General features: G+C 63.1%; 13 protein-coding genes. 2 read left to right on the top strand and 11 right to left on the bottom strand.

Annotated elements, in window-relative coordinates; genetic code table 11:
- Window position 1: 1 nt before the first annotated feature.
- From BV071_RS16905 to BV071_RS35475, 6 genes are all read right to left on the bottom strand, one after another.
- Complete coding sequence (locus tag BV071_RS16905) at window positions 2–754, bottom strand: TSUP family transporter (RefSeq protein ID WP_035609585.1); 753 nt, start codon at window positions 752–754, stop codon at window positions 2–4.
- A gap of 6 nt (window positions 755–760) precedes the next feature.
- The gene (locus tag BV071_RS16900) at window positions 761–1,615 is read right to left on the bottom strand and encodes a class I SAM-dependent methyltransferase (protein WP_035609582.1); all 855 of its coding nucleotides are present in this window, start codon (window positions 1,613–1,615) and stop codon (window positions 761–763) included.
- Between the two features lie 31 nt (window positions 1,616–1,646).
- Entirely contained in the window at window positions 1,647–2,150 is a 504-nt protein-coding gene (locus BV071_RS16895; RefSeq protein ID WP_035609579.1) for a hypothetical protein, read from the bottom strand.
- A gap of 92 nt (window positions 2,151–2,242) precedes the next feature.
- Complete coding sequence (locus BV071_RS16890) at window positions 2,243–3,295, bottom strand: hypothetical protein (RefSeq protein ID WP_035609576.1); 1,053 nt, start codon at window positions 3,293–3,295, stop codon at window positions 2,243–2,245.
- A 146-nt stretch (window positions 3,296–3,441) separates the two neighbouring features.
- On the bottom strand, window positions 3,442–8,109 hold the full coding sequence (locus tag BV071_RS16885; RefSeq protein WP_035609573.1) for a ThuA domain-containing protein: 4,668 nt from the start codon (window positions 8,107–8,109) through the stop codon (window positions 3,442–3,444).
- A gap of 132 nt (window positions 8,110–8,241) precedes the next feature.
- A complete protein-coding gene (locus BV071_RS35475) occupies window positions 8,242–8,604 on the bottom strand; it encodes a hypothetical protein (RefSeq protein WP_035610000.1) in 363 nt (120 codons plus the stop codon).
- A gap of 186 nt (window positions 8,605–8,790) precedes the next feature.
- On the opposite strand from BV071_RS35475, the gene BV071_RS16875 reads away from it, so the two are divergent.
- Complete coding sequence (locus BV071_RS16875) at window positions 8,791–9,888, top strand: sialidase family protein (protein WP_052573468.1); 1,098 nt, start codon at window positions 8,791–8,793, stop codon at window positions 9,886–9,888.
- 386 nt (window positions 9,889–10,274) lie between these two features.
- On the opposite strand, the gene BV071_RS16870 is transcribed toward BV071_RS16875, so the two are convergent.
- The 5 genes from BV071_RS16870 to BV071_RS33150 form a co-directional block, all read right to left on the bottom strand.
- Window positions 10,275–13,064: a M12 family metallopeptidase gene (locus tag BV071_RS16870; RefSeq protein ID WP_265594533.1), complete on the bottom strand. Its 2,790-nt coding sequence runs from the start codon at window positions 13,062–13,064 to the stop codon at window positions 10,275–10,277.
- A 72-nt stretch (window positions 13,065–13,136) separates the two neighbouring features.
- Window positions 13,137–13,412 carry a hypothetical protein gene (locus tag BV071_RS16865; RefSeq protein ID WP_035609565.1) on the bottom strand — a complete coding sequence of 92 codons (276 nt, stop codon included), beginning with the start codon at window positions 13,410–13,412 and terminating at the stop codon, window positions 13,137–13,139.
- A gap of 63 nt (window positions 13,413–13,475) precedes the next feature.
- Window positions 13,476–14,168 (bottom strand): rhomboid family intramembrane serine protease, encoded by a 693-nt coding sequence (locus BV071_RS16860; RefSeq protein WP_035609564.1) that lies wholly within the window; start codon window positions 14,166–14,168, stop codon window positions 13,476–13,478.
- Window positions 14,169–14,177: 9 nt separating this feature from the next.
- Window positions 14,178–15,638, bottom strand: a complete 1,461-nt coding sequence (locus BV071_RS16855) for a phosphatidylserine/phosphatidylglycerophosphate/cardiolipin synthase family protein (RefSeq protein ID WP_265594532.1) — start codon at window positions 15,636–15,638, stop codon at window positions 14,178–14,180.
- A 78-nt stretch (window positions 15,639–15,716) separates the two neighbouring features.
- Window positions 15,717–16,466, bottom strand: coding sequence for a hypothetical protein (locus BV071_RS33150; RefSeq protein ID WP_052573467.1), 750 nt, complete (start codon window positions 16,464–16,466; stop codon window positions 15,717–15,719).
- A gap of 350 nt (window positions 16,467–16,816) precedes the next feature.
- Here BV071_RS33150 and BV071_RS16845 point away from each other — a divergent pair, with 350 nt between their 5' ends.
- Complete coding sequence (locus BV071_RS16845; RefSeq protein WP_035609559.1) at window positions 16,817–17,029, top strand: addiction module protein; 213 nt, start codon at window positions 16,817–16,819, stop codon at window positions 17,027–17,029.
- Window positions 17,030–17,090 lie beyond the last annotated feature (61 nt).

Raw genomic sequence — 17,090 nt, 5'->3', positions numbered from 1 at the left:
CCTACTTCCACGCCTCCCACAGCAGCTTCACCGTCATCGCAAACACCACCGTCAGGAACACCGGCCGGATAAACCCGGCGCCCTTGCGGATCACCATTCCCGAGCCAAGCCGCGCGCCGATCAGTTGTCCGCCGATCATCACCGCCGCGGCACCGTAGTGCACGGAGCCCTTCTGCAGGAAGATGCACAGCGCCCCCACGTTGCTCGCCAGATTTGCCGCCTTCGTGTAGCCGGTCGCCCCCTTCAAATCCAAGCCTAACAGCGCCACGATCGCCAGGGTCCAGAAGGATCCCGTCCCCGGCCCGAAGAAGCCATCGTAGAAGCCCAGCGCGATTCCGAAAATCACCGCAAACAGCACCGGCGACATCTTCCGCTCGCCTGCCTGAATTCCGAACTTCCGGTTCAGCGCCGTGTAGACCGCCACTGTTGCCAGCAACCACGGGATGAGTTGCTTGAGCAGATCCTGCTTCAGCACGCTCACCACGTAGGCACCGCCCGCGCTCGCTAGGAAGGCCAGCACTACCGCGATCTTAAGCCCCGGCGTTTTCATCAGTCCCGCCTTGGCATAGCGCCACACCGCCATGCTGGTGCCGAAGGACGACTGCAACTTGTTGGTGCCAAGCACTACCTGCACCGGTAGTCCGGCAGCCAGTAGCGCCGGCACGGTGATGAGCCCACCGCCTCCCGCCACGGCATCGATGAAACCGCCACCGAAGCCGGCCGCGAAGAGCAGACAATAAACCAGCAGTTCCATGACGTGCTATTCCTTCACCGCGACCATCCCGTACATCAGCGGGATCTTCGCCTTGCCCTCCGGCATCGTCCAACGCCGCCCCGGGAGCGCCTGCATCTCCTTGAAGGGCTTCCAACCATTCGAGTGCAGGTACTCGCGATAATCGCGCAGTCGCAGTCCGGACTTCAGCACGGAGCCCAGGATCTCACCCATGCCGCGCTGGAATTCGTAGCAGGGATACGGATTCACGAAGGGTTCCCGATTCACTACCTCGCCGGATGCCACCAAGCCACCGCAGGAATCGCCTACGTAGTCCGAGATGCCCACCGCCCAGTGCAGTGGCTCCGGCATCCAGTAGTCGTAGGTCGGCACCCCGTGCTCATCGAAGATCATTGCCACCTGGTGGAACTCCACACAGACGAAGCGCCCGCCCGGTTTCAAAATCCCCGCGACCAAGCTCATCCAGCGCGGCAGATCCGAGAGCCAGCACAGCGCGCCGTAGGAACAGAACACAAGGTCGTACTGCCGACCTTTTGCAATCGCAGCCTCCAGCCACGGATAAACATCCGAGCGCTCGAATTCCGCCGCGATCCCGCAGTCCGCTGCGAGTTGCTTGGCGAAGGCGATCGCCTCATCGCTGATGTCCACGCCAGTCACCTTCGCGCCGAGCTTGGCCAGCGAGAGCGTGTCCTGCCCCGAGTTGCACAGCAGGTGGACCGCCTCCTTGCCCTGCACCTCGCCTAACAGTTCGATCTCCTCGGGGAAAAGCGTGCTGCCACCATTCTTGAGGAAACCTGCCTGATCCGGCTTGTGCGAATTGTGCGCAATCGTCGCGGCATTCCACGACAGCCGGTTGATCTCGTGCAGTTCGGGCCGGGTCACCTGCTCAGCGGACTTCCCGGCGCCGCCTGCGTCAAGGCTTGGCTCCCGGAGTCCCCGCCACTTTCGGTGCTGCCTGCTGCGGTGCCGCGGCGGGTTGTGGCGCCGCTGGTGCTGGCGCCGGCGGAGCTTGGGGCACATCCGCTCTGCCGGTCATGAAATTCAGCAGCTCTTTCCCGAACTCAATGTCCCTGGCATCAGGTGCCTGGCCGCCGGTCGCATGCGCGCCGATGGCCGTCGCCCGTTTCAGCATATCTTCACTCGATTCCGGACCCTCTGCCTTCACGGTTCCGCCGCCCCCGCCACCTGCTGCCACCGGGGCCTGCAAGGGATCCTCGGAGAGCGCTTTCGGCAGCTCCTGGGCAAAGGCGATCAGGAGTTCGCGCGAGGAGGGAATCGCCATCGCGATCGCCCCCAACGCCAAAATCCCAATTAAAATCGCCTTGGTCGCTTGCTTCCGGAGCCCTTGCCACGACGCAGCTTGCTCGCGCTCGCGCGCCTCCAGCATCTGCTGCAGCTCTTTTTCCGATGGCTCCATGGGAAACCACACATACCTGAATCATCAGCGTAGGTCAAACGCCGATGCGGATCCGGTCTGCTGGTCTTCCGAGTACCGTAGTCGGCTCGGGCTCAGGCCTTCACGCGCTCCAGCTTGATCGGATAGGTCCGGCCGGAGTTCCACTGCGCCACGTAGATGCTCTGGTCGTCGTCGATCAGGATCCCGTGCGGGAAGGTGAAGAGCTTGGTGTCCGCCGCCAGCGCGTCGAGCTTCTCGCCGGCGTAGTTCGGGGCGGGTGCGGCCAGGTTCGAGATCACCTTGCGCTCCGGATCGAGCACGCAGAGGAAGCCGTTGTCGCCCACCTTGCCGTTCTTGGCAGCATTGCCGCGCAGGCAGGGGATCACCGTGTGATCGCCGAAAGGTACGATGAAGTTCGGCTGCGCGCCGGTCAGTTCCAGAATGTCCACCAGCTCGCCGTCCAGAGTGTAGCGCTTGAGCTTCGATTCACTGCGCGAGGTGATCCACAGCAGCTTCTTGGGGTCGCGGGTATCCACCCAGGCACCGTGGGCGCAATTGAGGTTGGCACCACCGCCGTCATTGCCGCCGAAGCACTTCACCCATTCGCCCTTGGCATCGTAGCGGTGGCACCAGCTCTTGCCGTAGCCATCCACCACGAAGAAGCCGCCATCCGGCGCGAGCGCCACGTGGGTCGGCTTGAATTCGCCGGCGTTCGCGTACTTGCCGCTCTTCTCCGGGTAGTCCCAGGTCCGCAGGATCTTGCCGTCGAGCGTGGTCTTGAAGAACTGGTGACGGTCGTGGTCGGTGATGTAGAAGATCTCCTTGCCGTCTTCTTCCGCCAGCGTGAAGCCGTGGGCGCCGGGGAATTCCGTGCCCCACTTGCCGAGCAGTTTGCCGGCTTTGTCGTAGATGATGACGTTGTTCTTCGTCTCGTTGGTCAGCAGGAAGATCCGGCCGTCCTTCACCTGGATCATCGCGTGGCAGTCCTTCACCGGGGTATCCTTGTCGAGCACGCCCCAGCCCGGCACGGCCTTCCACTGATACTTGCCTTGGCCGACGACGGCCGCGCCCGTGGACGGGTCCTGGGACTGGCCGAAACTACCACTGACGCCAGCGGCGAGAGCGGCAGACAATGAGAGGAGGAAATCACGACGATCGGTTGCCATGCTCCCAGCACATGCAACCGCCAGATCTTCGCAAGCAAAATAGCGGCCGCAGCCGCTCCCCTTGATGCGATCTTGGCTTCGCGGTTTTTGGATTTCCCAAACCCCAATCCGAAGCCGCCGACCCTCAGGAAAAGCGCGTTTTGCTCCTAGTCATGGGTTGGTGAAAAACGTGCGTAGCAGCTCGCTGCGGCCTCCGGCGGCAGGGCGCTCAAAGGCACCGTCACCCGCGTGACCGTCGCTGGCCAGCTCGCTGCCCTGAAGCTGCCCTTGGGGATCCAAGTCTGGAGGTCTGCCGAGAGCTCGATCTTATAAGTGCGCCCGGGGACCGTCTTGAGGGAGGCGATCACACTGGCCGTGTCCTTCACCACCTCGACCCCGACCAAGACGCTCCCGGGATCGGTGGGGTCTGTTCCCGCGGCCCGCTCTTCCGCGTTGCTCATGCCGTCGCCATCGCTGTCTGCCGCGCTGGAGAGGACGCCGACAGTCGGCGCATAGGCCAGCTCCCAGCTGTCCGGCAGGCCATCGCTGTCCTCGTCTTCCTTGCCGCCGAAGCCAAGCGAGACGGAGAAGAAGTAGTTCCGGTGGAAATCCGTGTGCTGGTAGCCCTTTGGCACCGGAGCCTTCCCGACCGTGACGATGCTGCCCACGTTCGTGACGTCGTAGCTGTAGTAAATCTCGTCCCCACCCTCGGTGAAATTCACCACGCCCTTTCCCGTGCCACCGGTGCCGTCCGGGAGAGAGTCGATGAAGCCGGCCGCCATCTTGTCCCCTGCTGCCAAGCTCACCCGTGTCGGCACGCTGGAGAAGGGAAAGGTATTGTTCCCCAGGGAATAGCCCGTCCGGGGTGTGCCCACTGCCAGCACTGTGAAGTTGTTGTCGGCATTCACCTTCACCAGGAAGGGCGTCACGGGATCTGTCACCCGCCCGGCGTGGAAGCGGAATTCGTCGACCGTGACCGTCATCGCCTGGCCGGTGGTGTTGGTGAAGGTGTCGGTCTCGTTGATCACCAGGTTTGAGTTCGCGCCATCGGGTGCCGCCCCGGCTAGGATCTTCAGGCCATTCCCGACTTCGTAGCCCGTAATGATATAGCTGATGGCAAATTGGTAGTTCCGGTGCTGGGTGGTTTGGAGCTGGGTGCCGGGGTTGGGGGCTTGGCCGAGGGTCAGCGAGCCCGCGTCCGCATCTGCCGCTCCACCACCATGCCAGATCTCGGCACCGCCGTCCTCCCAATCGATGATTCCAGCCGCGCTGCCGCCCGAGCCGTTCGGATTCGCGTCCATGAAGCCGATCGCGAGCGTCTGGCCCGGCGCCACTACCAGCTTCGAGGCTCCATCAATGAAAGGCAGGTCGTTGCTGCCGATCTGGTAGTTCGTCCGTGGACTGCCGATCGCGACGACCGTGAAATTGTTGTTGGCGTTCACCTTGACGATGAAGGGCGTCAGCGGATCGCCAGTACGCCCGGCGTTGAAGTGGAAGCGGTCGATCGCCAATGTCAGCTCCGCACCAGTCGTGTTCGTGAAGGTCGCAGCCTCGTTGATCACGATGTTCGCGTGCCACAGGTCGGGACCCTGCGCGGCCGGTGGGGTGGGACCGGGAATGCCGAGATCCCCGCCGCCGTAGAAGCCCTGGGTTCGGGTGCAGGAGTCCGCGCTCATCCCCAGAATCCAGTCCGCGAGGTGCGATACTGCCACTTTGTCAACGATGCCCTTGGCCAGCGGCGGCATGGAGCAGCACGCGTCGATCGTGTTCATCCGCAGCAGCATCACCGAATTTTCAAAGCTCCCCGGCTTCACCACTGCCGGTGCCGGTGCGCCAAGTCCGTCGATTACCGGACCGCAGATGATCGATTGCGAGGTGAGGGGAGTGGTCAGCCGCGCATCGAAGAAAGCCCGCGAGCTGCCGCCGGGCTGGTGGCAGTGCGAGCAGTTGCTATCAAGGTAAGATCGCGCCCATGCCTCATCGCTTGCCGCGGGATCGTCCACTTCCACCGAAGAAAGCACTCCGGTCAGCATCTGCTTCGTCAGCAATTGCGGGAGGAAGCCCGTCACGCTCAGCGATTCGATCTGGTTCGCAGTGCCGCCGCCCGGATAGCTGAAGTCGCGGTTGAGCTGTCGCGTGCGGAAGCCCAGCACTGGCCCGGCCAGCCCGGTGTGGCAGAGCTTGCACTGCTGCCGCGAGGGGTAGAGGTAGGTGAAACTCTGCCCATTCACCGTCAGCGATTCCTCTCCGCCTTGATCTAACAGATCCGCCTCGCTGCCGTCGACCCGCCACTTGTAGGTCACCCCGCCCCAGCCGTCCGTGCCATGGACCAGGAGTCGTGTCTCGAGCGGCGCGTCGGTATCGGGCCGCGCGAAGTGCTTCACGAATACGCTACCCACCGGCAGTTGCCAGGCCCCGGTCTCGCTGTAACTGATCTGCTCGGCCGGGGTGTTCGCCACTCCGTCGTTCGGGATCATCACCCAGCGTTTCTTGTGCATGCCCGCGCTCCACAGCGGCATGTTCACGTCGAAGGGGATCATGCCCGCCGCCGGGGTGAGTGTGGGAAGCTTGCTGAAGACGCCGGTTTGCGACAGTAGGGGCGGGTAAGCCCAAGTCCCACCGCTCGGTGGACCGGCCGGCTTGATCCGCGAGATTTGGGCCGTTCCGGTGTTGGCACCGGCCAGTTGCAGCAGCAGCGGCTCGCCCTGCGAATCCACGCCGAAGGAGCTTATGCCGTTGAAGAGATAGCCCGCCCGGCCTTGGCCGAATTGCTGGACCCCGACCGTTTGTTTCGTCACCGGGTCGAATTGCAGCGCATAGAGCAGCTGCGTGCCGTTGTCGCCGTAGAGGTATTTGCCTGCCAGTTGTGGCATGGCGCTGCCGCGATAAACCTGCCCGCCGATGATGCAGGACCCAATCGAGTGCGGGTAGTCGTACACCGGTGGCCGCGAACTGCCAATCAGCGGGCTCGGCTGGGTCCGGAAGCCATCGGCGCTGCCCTCCTTGTAGTTCCACTCGAAGTTTAAACCCGGGCCGTCCATGAGGTCCACTTCCTCGCGGTTGTTCGCGCCCACGTCGCCGATCCAGAAACTCCCGGTCGCCGGGTCGAAGCTCATTCGGTGGGGTTCGCGCAGGCCGATCGCATAAAACTCCTCCAAGGTCCCGCCGCTCGCATCCTGCCACGGATTGCTATTAGGAATGTAGTAGTTCTGGGTGAAGGATCCGCTCCCCGCCGGCTGCCGCCGGATCGCATGGCTCACGCTGCCGCCCTGCATGTCCACATCCATCCTCCACACGCCGGAGCGTGGCCGGTCGTTGATCTTCTGCGTGTGCGGCGTGGAATCCCCGCTCTCGGTGCCCTCGTCGCCAAAAGCGAGATAGAGGAAGCCGTCTGCACCGAAACACATCCCTCCGCCCTCGTGGCCCTTGGTCGTGTCATACTGGTGGATCAGGAGCTGCTCGCTGGCCGGCGTGAAGGCCGTGCCATTCCAGGTGAAGCGTGCGAGCCGGTCGTAGAAGGGCGGGTTCGCGCTCGGAGCGTCGTTCGTGTTGCACGTGTAATAGACGTAGAGGAAGTCCTTGTTCAGCCCCTTACCGAACTGCGGGTGGAAGACCGTGGAAAGCACGCCGCCGTGCTTGGTGCCGTTGTCGGCGTTATCCCAATTGTAGTGCCAGACCCGGTCGCGGATATCCAGGACCAGCTGCTTGGTCGTCGCGGCGTCGTTGTCGGCCACCTTGTAGATGCGGCCATCCATCTCGGCGATCATCAGCTGGCCGCTCGCCTGTGGCCACGGCTTGGCATCGATCGGCGCATCCCAGTCCAGCGCCGGGAAGGCCTCGGTGACTGCGATTCCCGTCGGCACGATCGAAAGCGTCGGCAGCGCGCCGTTGGAAAATGCCGCCACCGGCTTCGGCCCGCCGAAGCCGCTCAGGCCCTCGACATGTGAGCGGACCGATACTGCCGTGCTGCTGGGAAAGTCCGAGGGCACAGTGACGGGTGGATTGATTCCCGCGCACCACTTCAGAGCCCGGACCAGATTCTCCTGGAACGCCGCGCAGCGCATCCCGATCGGCTGCGCGTCGCCGGTCCAGATGTGGCCGTAGCTTGAGGCATAGACCCGGCCACTGCCGTAGTTGACGGTCCACTCTACCGGGAACTGAAGCTGCGTGGTGGGATCCTTGGCGTAGGACAGCACTGTTAGGTTTTGGGCGGGCCCGCGCGGGTAGCGCCACACCTCCAGATCGGCAGCCATCCATGAAGGCGGTAGCCCGGAGTGGATTGGGTGATTGCCCAGACGCTTCACCAGCACGTTCACCCGGTCGCCGTGGCTGGTATAGGAGCCCTGCCCCGGCGGCAGCATCTGCAGGCTTTCGTTCGCATTCACCGCGACGGCAGTGCCGCTGTTGGCGGGATTCCAGCGCAGCCCCAGCATCTCGCCGTAGGCGGTCCAGCCGGCGAAGGAGTCGCAGGCCTCGTGGAAGGCGACGAAACCACCGCCACTGCTGACGTAATTCTGAAAGGCGTTCTCCACCGCCGCAGGCCAGCGCGGCTCGCCACCCGCGCCATTGCTGTATCCCGACAGCACCACATCGTAGGCCGCGAAATCCGGGGCCCATGTCGCCCAGCCGGGATCGCTCGCTGCCCCCGGCGTGACATTCACCGTCACATCAAAACTGCCGTCCCGCGAGATGATCGCCGTCAGGATCTCCTTGCGGTGCTGCCAGTCGTGATTGCTGGCACCTTCGATGATCAGCACTTTGCTGCGCTCCGCCAGTGCCGTGGAGGAGGCGGCGAGCACCAGCAGTCCGATGGACAGAAAGCGGGGGAACTTCATGGGGCCGGCGGGGGATCCGGATTCGCTTCGTGCCGCGTGCCAGTGAGCACAGCCAGCCCCTCAGCAAAGCACGCAGCGAGCCCGCCGCCTAGCCCATTCAGTTGAACTTCTGCTAACTACCTTTCGCGGCAGTTAACGCTTCGCAGCGGCCTCCAGGACGTAGAAGTCCGGATTGAGGTGGCCCAAGGGTCCGCGCAGGGAATCGATCTCCGCGGCCGGGCCGTGGAACTCAAGGCGGATCAGCTCGCTGATTTGCAGCATCTTGCCCAGCGGTTCGCCGACGTTCTCAAGGTGGGCCAGCACGCCCGCCGCGCCCTCGTAACCCTCGCGGCAGAAGACGACGTCGCCGTTCACCGTGAACTCGTAGAACAAGCAGGCCGACTCGGTCTCGGTCCTCGCGATGAAGTCCTTCACGATGGCTTCCGCCTCGGACTTCTTGTCCGGCTGCAGCTTGAAGTAGGGATGAATTGTCACCAGGTTGGTCGTCAGGCTCATGGTCCCGGCATTCAAGCCACCTATCTTCCGATTGGCAGCAAAAAGAAAAAAGGCACCAGAGAAACCGGTCTGATAAACCGACCGTGGGATCGCCGTTTCCTTCCGCCCCGGCTCCTTCACCCTGTCCTTATGATGCGGTCATTGTCGTCACGCCTTGCCTTGGGAGTTTGTCTTCTTGCCTCTCCAGTGAGCGCCGCGCCTGAGTTCACGGAAACACCGCTCTTCACCGCGGGAGCCGACGGCTATCACACTTACCGCATCCCCACCTTGCTACGCAGCGCCTCCGGCACCCTGTTGGCCTTCTGCGAGGGCCGCAAATCCTCGGGTACTGACCACGGCGATATCGACATCGTCCTCCGCCGTTCCACTGATGGTGGTCAGACTTGGGGACCGCTGGCCGTGATCCAGGAAGAGGGCGATACCGCCCCGGTCACCATCGGCAACCCGGTGCCCGTCCTCGATGAATCGAATGGCCATATCCACCTGCTCTTCTGCCGCAACAACACCGAGGCCTTCCACAGCGTCTCTACCGATGACGGGCTGACATGGTCACCACGCAAGGACATCACCCCTGTGGTGAAGCGTGAGGGCTGGGGCTGGATCGCCACCGGCCCGGTCCACGGCATCCAGCTCAAGCGCGGTGCCCAGGCCGGCCGCTTGCTCATTCCCTGTGACCATCGCATCGGCACGCCCGGGAAGGACAAGGGGCCCTTCGGCGTGCAGGCTGTTTACTCGGACGATCACGGTGCCACTTGGCAGCTCGGCGCAACAATGCAAACGAGTGAGACCGTCGCGCCGAATGAGAACACCTGCGTCGAACTCGTGAGCCCCGCGCCCGGAGGAGGCTCCCGCGTTTACTTCAATGCCCGCGACCATGTCGGCCCCCATGCCCGTGCCGCTGCGATCTCGAATGACGGCGGCAGCACTTGGCTCGATGGCGGCTTTACCGATGCCCCGAACTTCACCTGCCCCGTGGTGCAGGGCTGTCTCCAGCGTCTCCGCGCCACGGATCAAGGCGACCCGGCGAATCGCATCCTCTTCACCTGCCCCCAAGGCGATACCCGCGCGGGGATCTCCATCTGGTCTTCAAAGGATGAGGCAACCACCTGGGCTGCTCCCAAGCTGATCTACGAGGGTCCTAGTGCTTACTCGGACATGGCCGTCACCGGTCCGGGCAAAGTCGCGATGGTCTACGAGAAAGGCCAAGCCAAGCCCTACGAAATGATCGCCTTCGCCCGCTTCAACGAGGAGTGGCTGGATGCACCGGCCAAGGCCGGCAACTAAGGCACTCCCGCCGTGCGACTCAGCTCTCTCCTGATTCCGAAGGGATCACAGCATCAGTAGCCGGGGGTTGAGGCAAAGCCGACACCCTCGGTCAACCGAAAGAAGAAATACTCGATCCCGTCGGGATCGCAGCGGCTATCGAGTCACCATAGGTTCGCCATGAACTCCAGTCGCTGGAGCCCGATCCAATCCAAAGTGACCTTGCGCCAAAGGCAGAAGGAGCCAAGAATGAGCACGAATAAAAGACAGGGGAGACTACCTTAACTGGATCTTCATTCGTGTTGATCCGTGTTGATCCGTGTTGATCCGTGTTCATTCGTGTTCATTCGTGTTCATTCGTGGTTTCTTCCGCATTCCGAATGCTAGTGGGATTTCTTGGATTCGCATCACTCCCCGGCCACCAAGCGATAGAACCGCACCCGACTCGTAGAAGGGAGCTCCAGCTCCATCATCACACCGCTACCTAACAGATTCACCGCGGCCATTTGCCACACGCCCGGCAAATCATCCGCTGCCTCGATCCGGTAGATCACCCCGGCCACGCTCGGAAATTTCAAGCTAGCTCCTCCCGCCGACTTCTCCGCCATCAGCAGCAGCCTGCTATTCGCATTGCGCGGATCCGTCCCGGTGCGGAACTCCTGGAGATTGCTCATCCCATCTCCATCCAAATCCCCCGCCGCATCCGCCGCGTTCGTCTTGTTCAAGCCCACCACCGAATCCTCATACGCATCCGGCATCCCGTCGCCGTCGCTATCACTCGTCGTCACCAACGCCGCATTCGAGAACACCGATGTATCACCACTCGATATCGCCGTTGCTGTCACGGTAACGAAACGCCCCGCCTGCACGCTCGCGGGAAGTACGATGTCGATCGCAGTCGCTCCGCCGCCATTCGTGTTCACCATCTTATCTCCGAGAAACATCTCACCATTCGTGCCCGCCGCGGCGGAGGCGAAGTACTCGATCCGATAGCTCGCATTCGGAGCACCCGTGAAGCTCCCCGTGACCGTGGTCCCGATCCCCAGCACTGCCGCTGAAATCACCGGCGCGGCAATCCCGTGATTCGCCCCGTTGTACATCGCGATCCCATCCCAGCCATTTCCCCCGATCGAGTTGCGCCGGAAGCTATTCCCGGTCGCACCCGTCTCGAAGAGCACGATCCCACGCCCGGCATTTCCCCGGATCAGGTTCGCCGCTCCCGGTTCACTGCCGCCCACCGTTGTGCCATTCGCCGAAGCCCCGATCGCGATGGCATCGAATTGATTCGTGAACGCCGCCACGCCATACACATCCGGCCCGATCCGGTTGTTACGGATCGCATTCCCGCCCGGTCCTGCATCGGCCACGAAGGCCCCGTAAACGGCATTCCCGGAAATCAGATTCCCGCTGCCCGGCCCCTCGCCCAAAAAATTCCCGCTGCTCCCGCCAGAGAGATCGACCCCCGCAAATGCATTCGGTACCGTTGCGGTCCCTGCGGCATTCGTCCCGATGAAGTTCCGGTAAACGCGATTCGCTGTCGTGCCGGCATCGCGGATCGCCAAGCCCACCGAGCCATTGCCCGACATCACGTTGTCCTCGATCCGGTTGTTAGACGCGCCTTGGAACAGCGTGATCCCGGCGAAGCCATTCCCCAGTGCCGCTGTACCGCTCGCCGTCGTGCCCGCGAAATTTCCTCTCACGGTATTCCCCGTCGTTCCCACCCCTGCGAGCCGCAATCCCTCCTGAGCATTCCCCGAGAAGAGATTCCACTCTAACAAATTGTCCGCGGCACCATCGAGAACGTAGACCCCGGCAAAGGTATTCGGGATCGCCGCCGTTCCCGCTGCATTTGTGCCGATCCGGTTGTTGCGGATCACATGCTGGTCCACGCCTTCACCCGTCACCCACAGGCCCGCATCCTTGTTTCCGGACAGCAGGTTGCCCTCCACCGTGTCGTGATGGGTACCGCCTGTTAGAATGATCCCGCCGGATTGATTCGCCAGCGCGGCCGTCCCGTCCGCCGTGGTGCCCACCTTGCAGTTTCTCACCTCATTCCCTTGGCCCTCTGACATCCACAGCCCGTACTGGTTGTTCCCGGAAAGCACACACCCCTCGACCAAATTGTCCCGCGCCCCCTCCGAGATCTGGATCCCTTGGAAGAGGTTCAGCTTGCTCGTGCAGTTCAGGATCCGGTTCCCCGTCGCATCCGGCCGCGACAGATTGATCCCGCACCAAGGATATCCGGAAACCCCCATTGCCTGGATCTCGCAATCGCCCTCCAGAATCAGGAAGCCTGGAGCCTGTCCCTCTTCCGTCGCGAGATCCGTCCCGGCGATCTGCACCCGTGGCAGCGCCGCGGCACCCGGCTGGGTGCTGCCATCGATCTTGATCCCATCCTTCGCCAGCGGTGGTAGCCATGCTTTCGGCCGGATCGTCCAGGTTCCCCCGGAGTAGTTCGGATCGCTTGTGGGGATATTGAAACTCACCGGCGTCCCCGGATGGTCCGTCGCGTAGTACATCGCCGCCCGTAGGCTCCCCGGCCCACCGTCGGCCGTCGTCGTTACTACCGCCGATGGTGCCACCGCCGGCGGCCCGTAAAGGAAGGCCATCAAGGCCCGGTCACCGGGGCTCAGCGCAACATTGCCCATCCGCGTCTGGTACTTTTCGTAGCCCGCCTTCGCCCGCAGCGTGTCCAAGGTTCCAGGCTGGGTCGAAAGCGTATCGCGCCCGTAGTGCATCACCGACTCGAAGTCGTAAGCGCCATGCATCGTCGCCCCGCTGGCGATCGCGAATAGCGCCTCATTCCCCGCTACAATGTTTGCGGACAGCACCTCCACGTAGCCGTCCCGGTCCGGCCGTTGGTGCTCGTGTTCCAGCCCGAAGGCGTGGCCCATCTCGTGGCAGATCTGCCCGCGCGCCAGCGAATTGACCTCCACCGTCACCGGCTGGCTGCCCGAGACCCGGTTGGGACCCTGCGGGTCGAACTTGAAAACAATGTACTGCGTCTCCGCCGCCCGCGGCACAAAGTGGACATTCGCCGCCAGCTCATACTCCCGCAGCCCGTTCAGGTAGATCGCCTGTTTTGCCGCGGGAATTCCCGCATCGAAAACATAAGGCACGACACCCCCTGGCCACGGGACATTTCCGGGGGAAACGCCGGGGGCATACAGGCCTGCCGCCGCGGAGGCGACACTCATGCACCACAAAGCCGAAGCTTTGAGCGGGGGGGTCATGCAGGCAGCTTAGCTGCTGCCGGGGCAAATGTCTGCCTATTTGCTCCCGGTGTAGCCGTAGCTATCAGGGTGGCGGAAGCCATCGATGTAGCCCCAGATGTAATCGTTGCGATGGGCGCTTGGCAGCGTCCGGTCTTCGTTGATGTGTGGCTTGTAGGCTTTGCCGTTGTAGCGGTCGCCTCTGCCGTCGGTATGCCCGCGATAGTAGGCATCGCGGGGACTGTAACCGGCTGCTTGGTAAGGCTCACCGTAATAACTGCATGAGGGCCCTGCTATGGCCAAGATCACGCCCAGTGGGACAAGGGTGGACATTTTCATTGCATCTCCCCTCTAACACACATTCCCCCCGCGGTCCAAACTCATTTCAAACGAACCCTAGAAGCGCCGCAGGGTGGCTCCCCGGGGTCGGAGGGGCAGGAGGGCGGCCATCATCAGGCCGACGACAAAGCCGCCAAGGTGGGCACCGTAGGCAACATTTGAGCCCGATTTGCTCATGATCGAGGTGAAATCGAGGTACATCCCCAGCACCCCCAGCGCCGCGAGTTGGGCTGGCGGCACCGGTCGCGACATCGGCCAGATGTGCGGCGTCGGCAGTTGCCAGCGCACCGCCATGCCGAGGTAAAAGCCCTCGAAACCCATCACTGCGCCGGAGGCTCCCAGCATCGGGTTCAGCTCCTCGGGATTCAGCGCTACGTGGAAGATTCCCCCTGCCACCGCGGTGACGAAGAAGATCGCGAACATCCAGCGGTGCCCGATCAGCTCAGCAATCAAGGCGGCGAAGATCCACATCGCCAGCATGTTATAGATGATGTGCTCCGCCCCGCCATGCAGGAAGGCGTAGCTCACCAAGGTGCTGAAGGTCTTCAGGTCCGCCGCTTCGAATTGTCCGGAACGGAGGTGCTGCCAGCTCTCCACCACTGCCGACGGCACCGTCGCGAAGGGCATCCACCACTCCACCCCCCTCGTCTCCTGGAGGATGAAAAGGCTGAACATCAGGATGATCAGGCCCAGCAGGGGACCCTGTGCTTCCAGCAGGCCCCGCAGGGCATCATGGCGAACTCCTCGCATCGCCGCCTTTTAAAGCTGATCCGCCACCGCCTCGGCAAGCGGCGCGACAGCGGAATCCGTTTCCGACTGCCGGAGCTGCCGGGAAGCCCGGAAATCCGGCTGGAAGACCTTCTGCTCCAGCGCCCGGAGCGCCGCCGGATCGTTCATCGCCAGATTCAGCTCGCGGTTGATGCGCATACTCAGGACATCGAGGTTCGCCGAGCCGAATTGCGCCCAGCCGTCGCAGATCATCACCTTCATGTGGGTCATCCGCGGGTAGCGGTAGACCTTGGCACCGGCTTGGATCAGGTCCCGCGCTGTCGCCAGATTGCCGGTGTCCATGATCGTGGAGTCACCTCGTGCGGGCAGGATCACCCGTACGTCCACCCCGCGGCGGGCCGCAGCCGCCAGAGCTGTGGCCGTTTCGTCGTGGGCGAAGTAGGGGTTCTCGATCCAGATCCGCTTCCGCGCCGCGCGGATCGCCAGCAGGGTGGCATCCATGATCTGGGTTTGGCCGCGCGCTGCATCGGTCCGCATCACCCGCAGCGGGAACGCGTTCGGCACCGTCTCCGGACCCTTGCGCCAGCCCGGCTTCCCGATCAGCGCGAAATCTCCGAGGAACCCAGCTTTGCGCCAGGCCCGGTTGAATTGCTTGCTCAGCGAGGCTACCACCGGGCCCTCCACCTTCGCCATCAGGTCGTGCCACTCGGAGTAATACTCCTGGCCCATGTTCATCCCGCCCATGATCGCCGAGTTGCGGTCGAACACGAGCAGCTTGGTGTGATCGCAGATCAGCCAGGGATTCAGGGTCCGTCGCACCCGCACCCGGGATCCATCGCGTAGGTAGCTCGCGATGTCCGCGGGCGGCGTGAAGCCCCGTGGTCCCGGCGTGTCCGGTGCGGCGTTCTGGGCGGTCGTGCTGCCCAGATCGTCGAAAAGCACCCGCACCGGCACCTGCTCCGCCTTCTGCTTCAGGACGTCCGCGTAGTGCACCGCGATCTGGTCGTTGTCGTAGATGAAAAACTGCAGGTCCACCGACTGCTTGGACTTTGCCAACTGCCGGTCCAGCTCCGGGAAGAAGCTCTTGCCGTCCACCAGCCACTGCACGCTGCCCGGCATCCCCTTCGGGATCCCCTTGCGGTCGAGCAGCGCTTCGAATTCCGGGGTCCCCGGCACCTCCGCCGACTGCGTTTCCGGCACCAACTCCACCGGCAGGTTACCGGCAACGATCTCGCGCGGCCGGTGCCACAGCATAGCGAGCCCCGTGCGCAGGGTCGTGAAGGGCTGCCGCACTCCCGCCAGCGCGGTGGATCGGAGGGCGCTCGCCGCGAGCTGCCCCGTCCCGGTGACCGAGTCGTTGGCCTGCGGCTTCCGCTCGGCGGAGCGGCCAGCATTCGATTGCAGCGAGCCGCAGGACGCGCAGAGCAGCAGTGCCAACAGGGAAGTCCCTCCATGAAGGATTCCCCGGGCCCGGCTAACAGTCTCGCGCATACCGCCAATCAAGCCGCTTGCGGCCATCTGGCAAGTGCCCCGCTACTGATTCTCCCGGTGGCTCAATCAGCCGGTCGCCTAATCAATCCCCATGTCCTTGCGCATTGCCGCCACCATCAGCACGTGGCGCACATCGTTTTCCTTGCTCGATTCGTTGTCGAAGTTCAGGCCGTAGGGCCAGAAGTGCATCTTGTCGGCGTGTAGCACTGCCTCCTTGCCGTCGAACTCGCGGAGCTGTTCCAGCGCGTGCTTCCCGGTCCAGAGGCCGTCCTTGATGTTTGCCTGCCAGTTTGAGTGCGTGCCGATCCCCAGCGTGTGGCCGATCTCATGCAGCGCGGTACGGCGGTTGATGCTGCCGCCGAAGTTGATCCAGCCGTCCCAGTTTGCATCCGCTGTCGGCGTGCCCGGGCTGTTGTTCGCCGTCAGGGCCTTCTTGAAGTTCCCGGTTTTGTTGTAGAATTCCACCGCCGCATCCATCGCTTCGGTGATGCGCTTGCGCCGGTCCTCCGGCCACTTCTCGGAGCCTGCGGAAAGCTTGTAGGTCATCGAGCCCTTCGGCTTCTCCTCGGGTGCCTTCGACTTGCTCTCCGTCGCCAGCAATTGCTCCACGAATTCCTGGTCCGCCACGCTTAGGAAGCGGACCGGCAGGGTTACCTCCTTGCCATCCTCGCGCTTCACCACGACGCCCTGTGAGTTGCCGCGCAGGTAAGTGCCGGTGATCGCGCGTCCATCGTTCGAGGTCCAGGTCCGCGGCTTCGACGCGTCGGGGCTTTCCGCTGCGGCCAGTAAACCGGCGAGCAGGAGCATGGAGATCAGGAGGGCCTTCATCGTTGGAGAATGCCCGTGGAAAACCCCGATCCGCCATGAAGTTTCGGCGCTCCTGTCGAAATCCCACACATGTTTGAGGCATGCTGCGGAATGCTCAGCGATGGCTCTGCTTTCCGCACTGAGGTTCCGCCCGCTGGTCCCACTGCCTTTCGAGCTTCTTCTGATCCCGAAGGGATCAAAGCGGCAGTAGCCGGGGGTCGAGCGAAGCGACACCCCCGGAAAATCCGGGCCGATAATATTCGATCCCGGAGGGATCGCAGCGGTCGCCGCCTTACCGTGAGCTCATCCCGTCGATCAACCCGGCTCCGCCGGAATCTTGAATCGCGCCACCAGAATGCTAGAGTCCAAGCATGCTCGCAGCAGAAGAGATCTCGCGAATGTCGAAGGAGGAACGCTTGGCTGCGATGGATCTGCTGTGGAGGTCGTTCTCCCGCGACGGAATCGAGATTACTTCGCCTTCTTGGCACGAAGGCGTGCTGACGGAACGCTCGCGGATCGTAGATTCAGCCGATGCCGAATGGCTGAGCCTTGAGCAGCTTGAAGTCCGCCTCTCCAGACAATAAGCCGGGAGGTGATTGTCCTTGCCCAAGCGGGCGTGGAGCAGCGTTCGCTGCCTTTTTGAAT

The sequence above is a fragment of the Haloferula sp. BvORR071 genome, assembly GCF_000739615.1.
Classification (GTDB): Bacteria; Verrucomicrobiota; Verrucomicrobiia; order Verrucomicrobiales; family Akkermansiaceae; genus Haloferula.
Note: the sequence above shows the minus strand (reverse complement) of the source record. Positions and strands in the feature narration are given on the sequence as shown.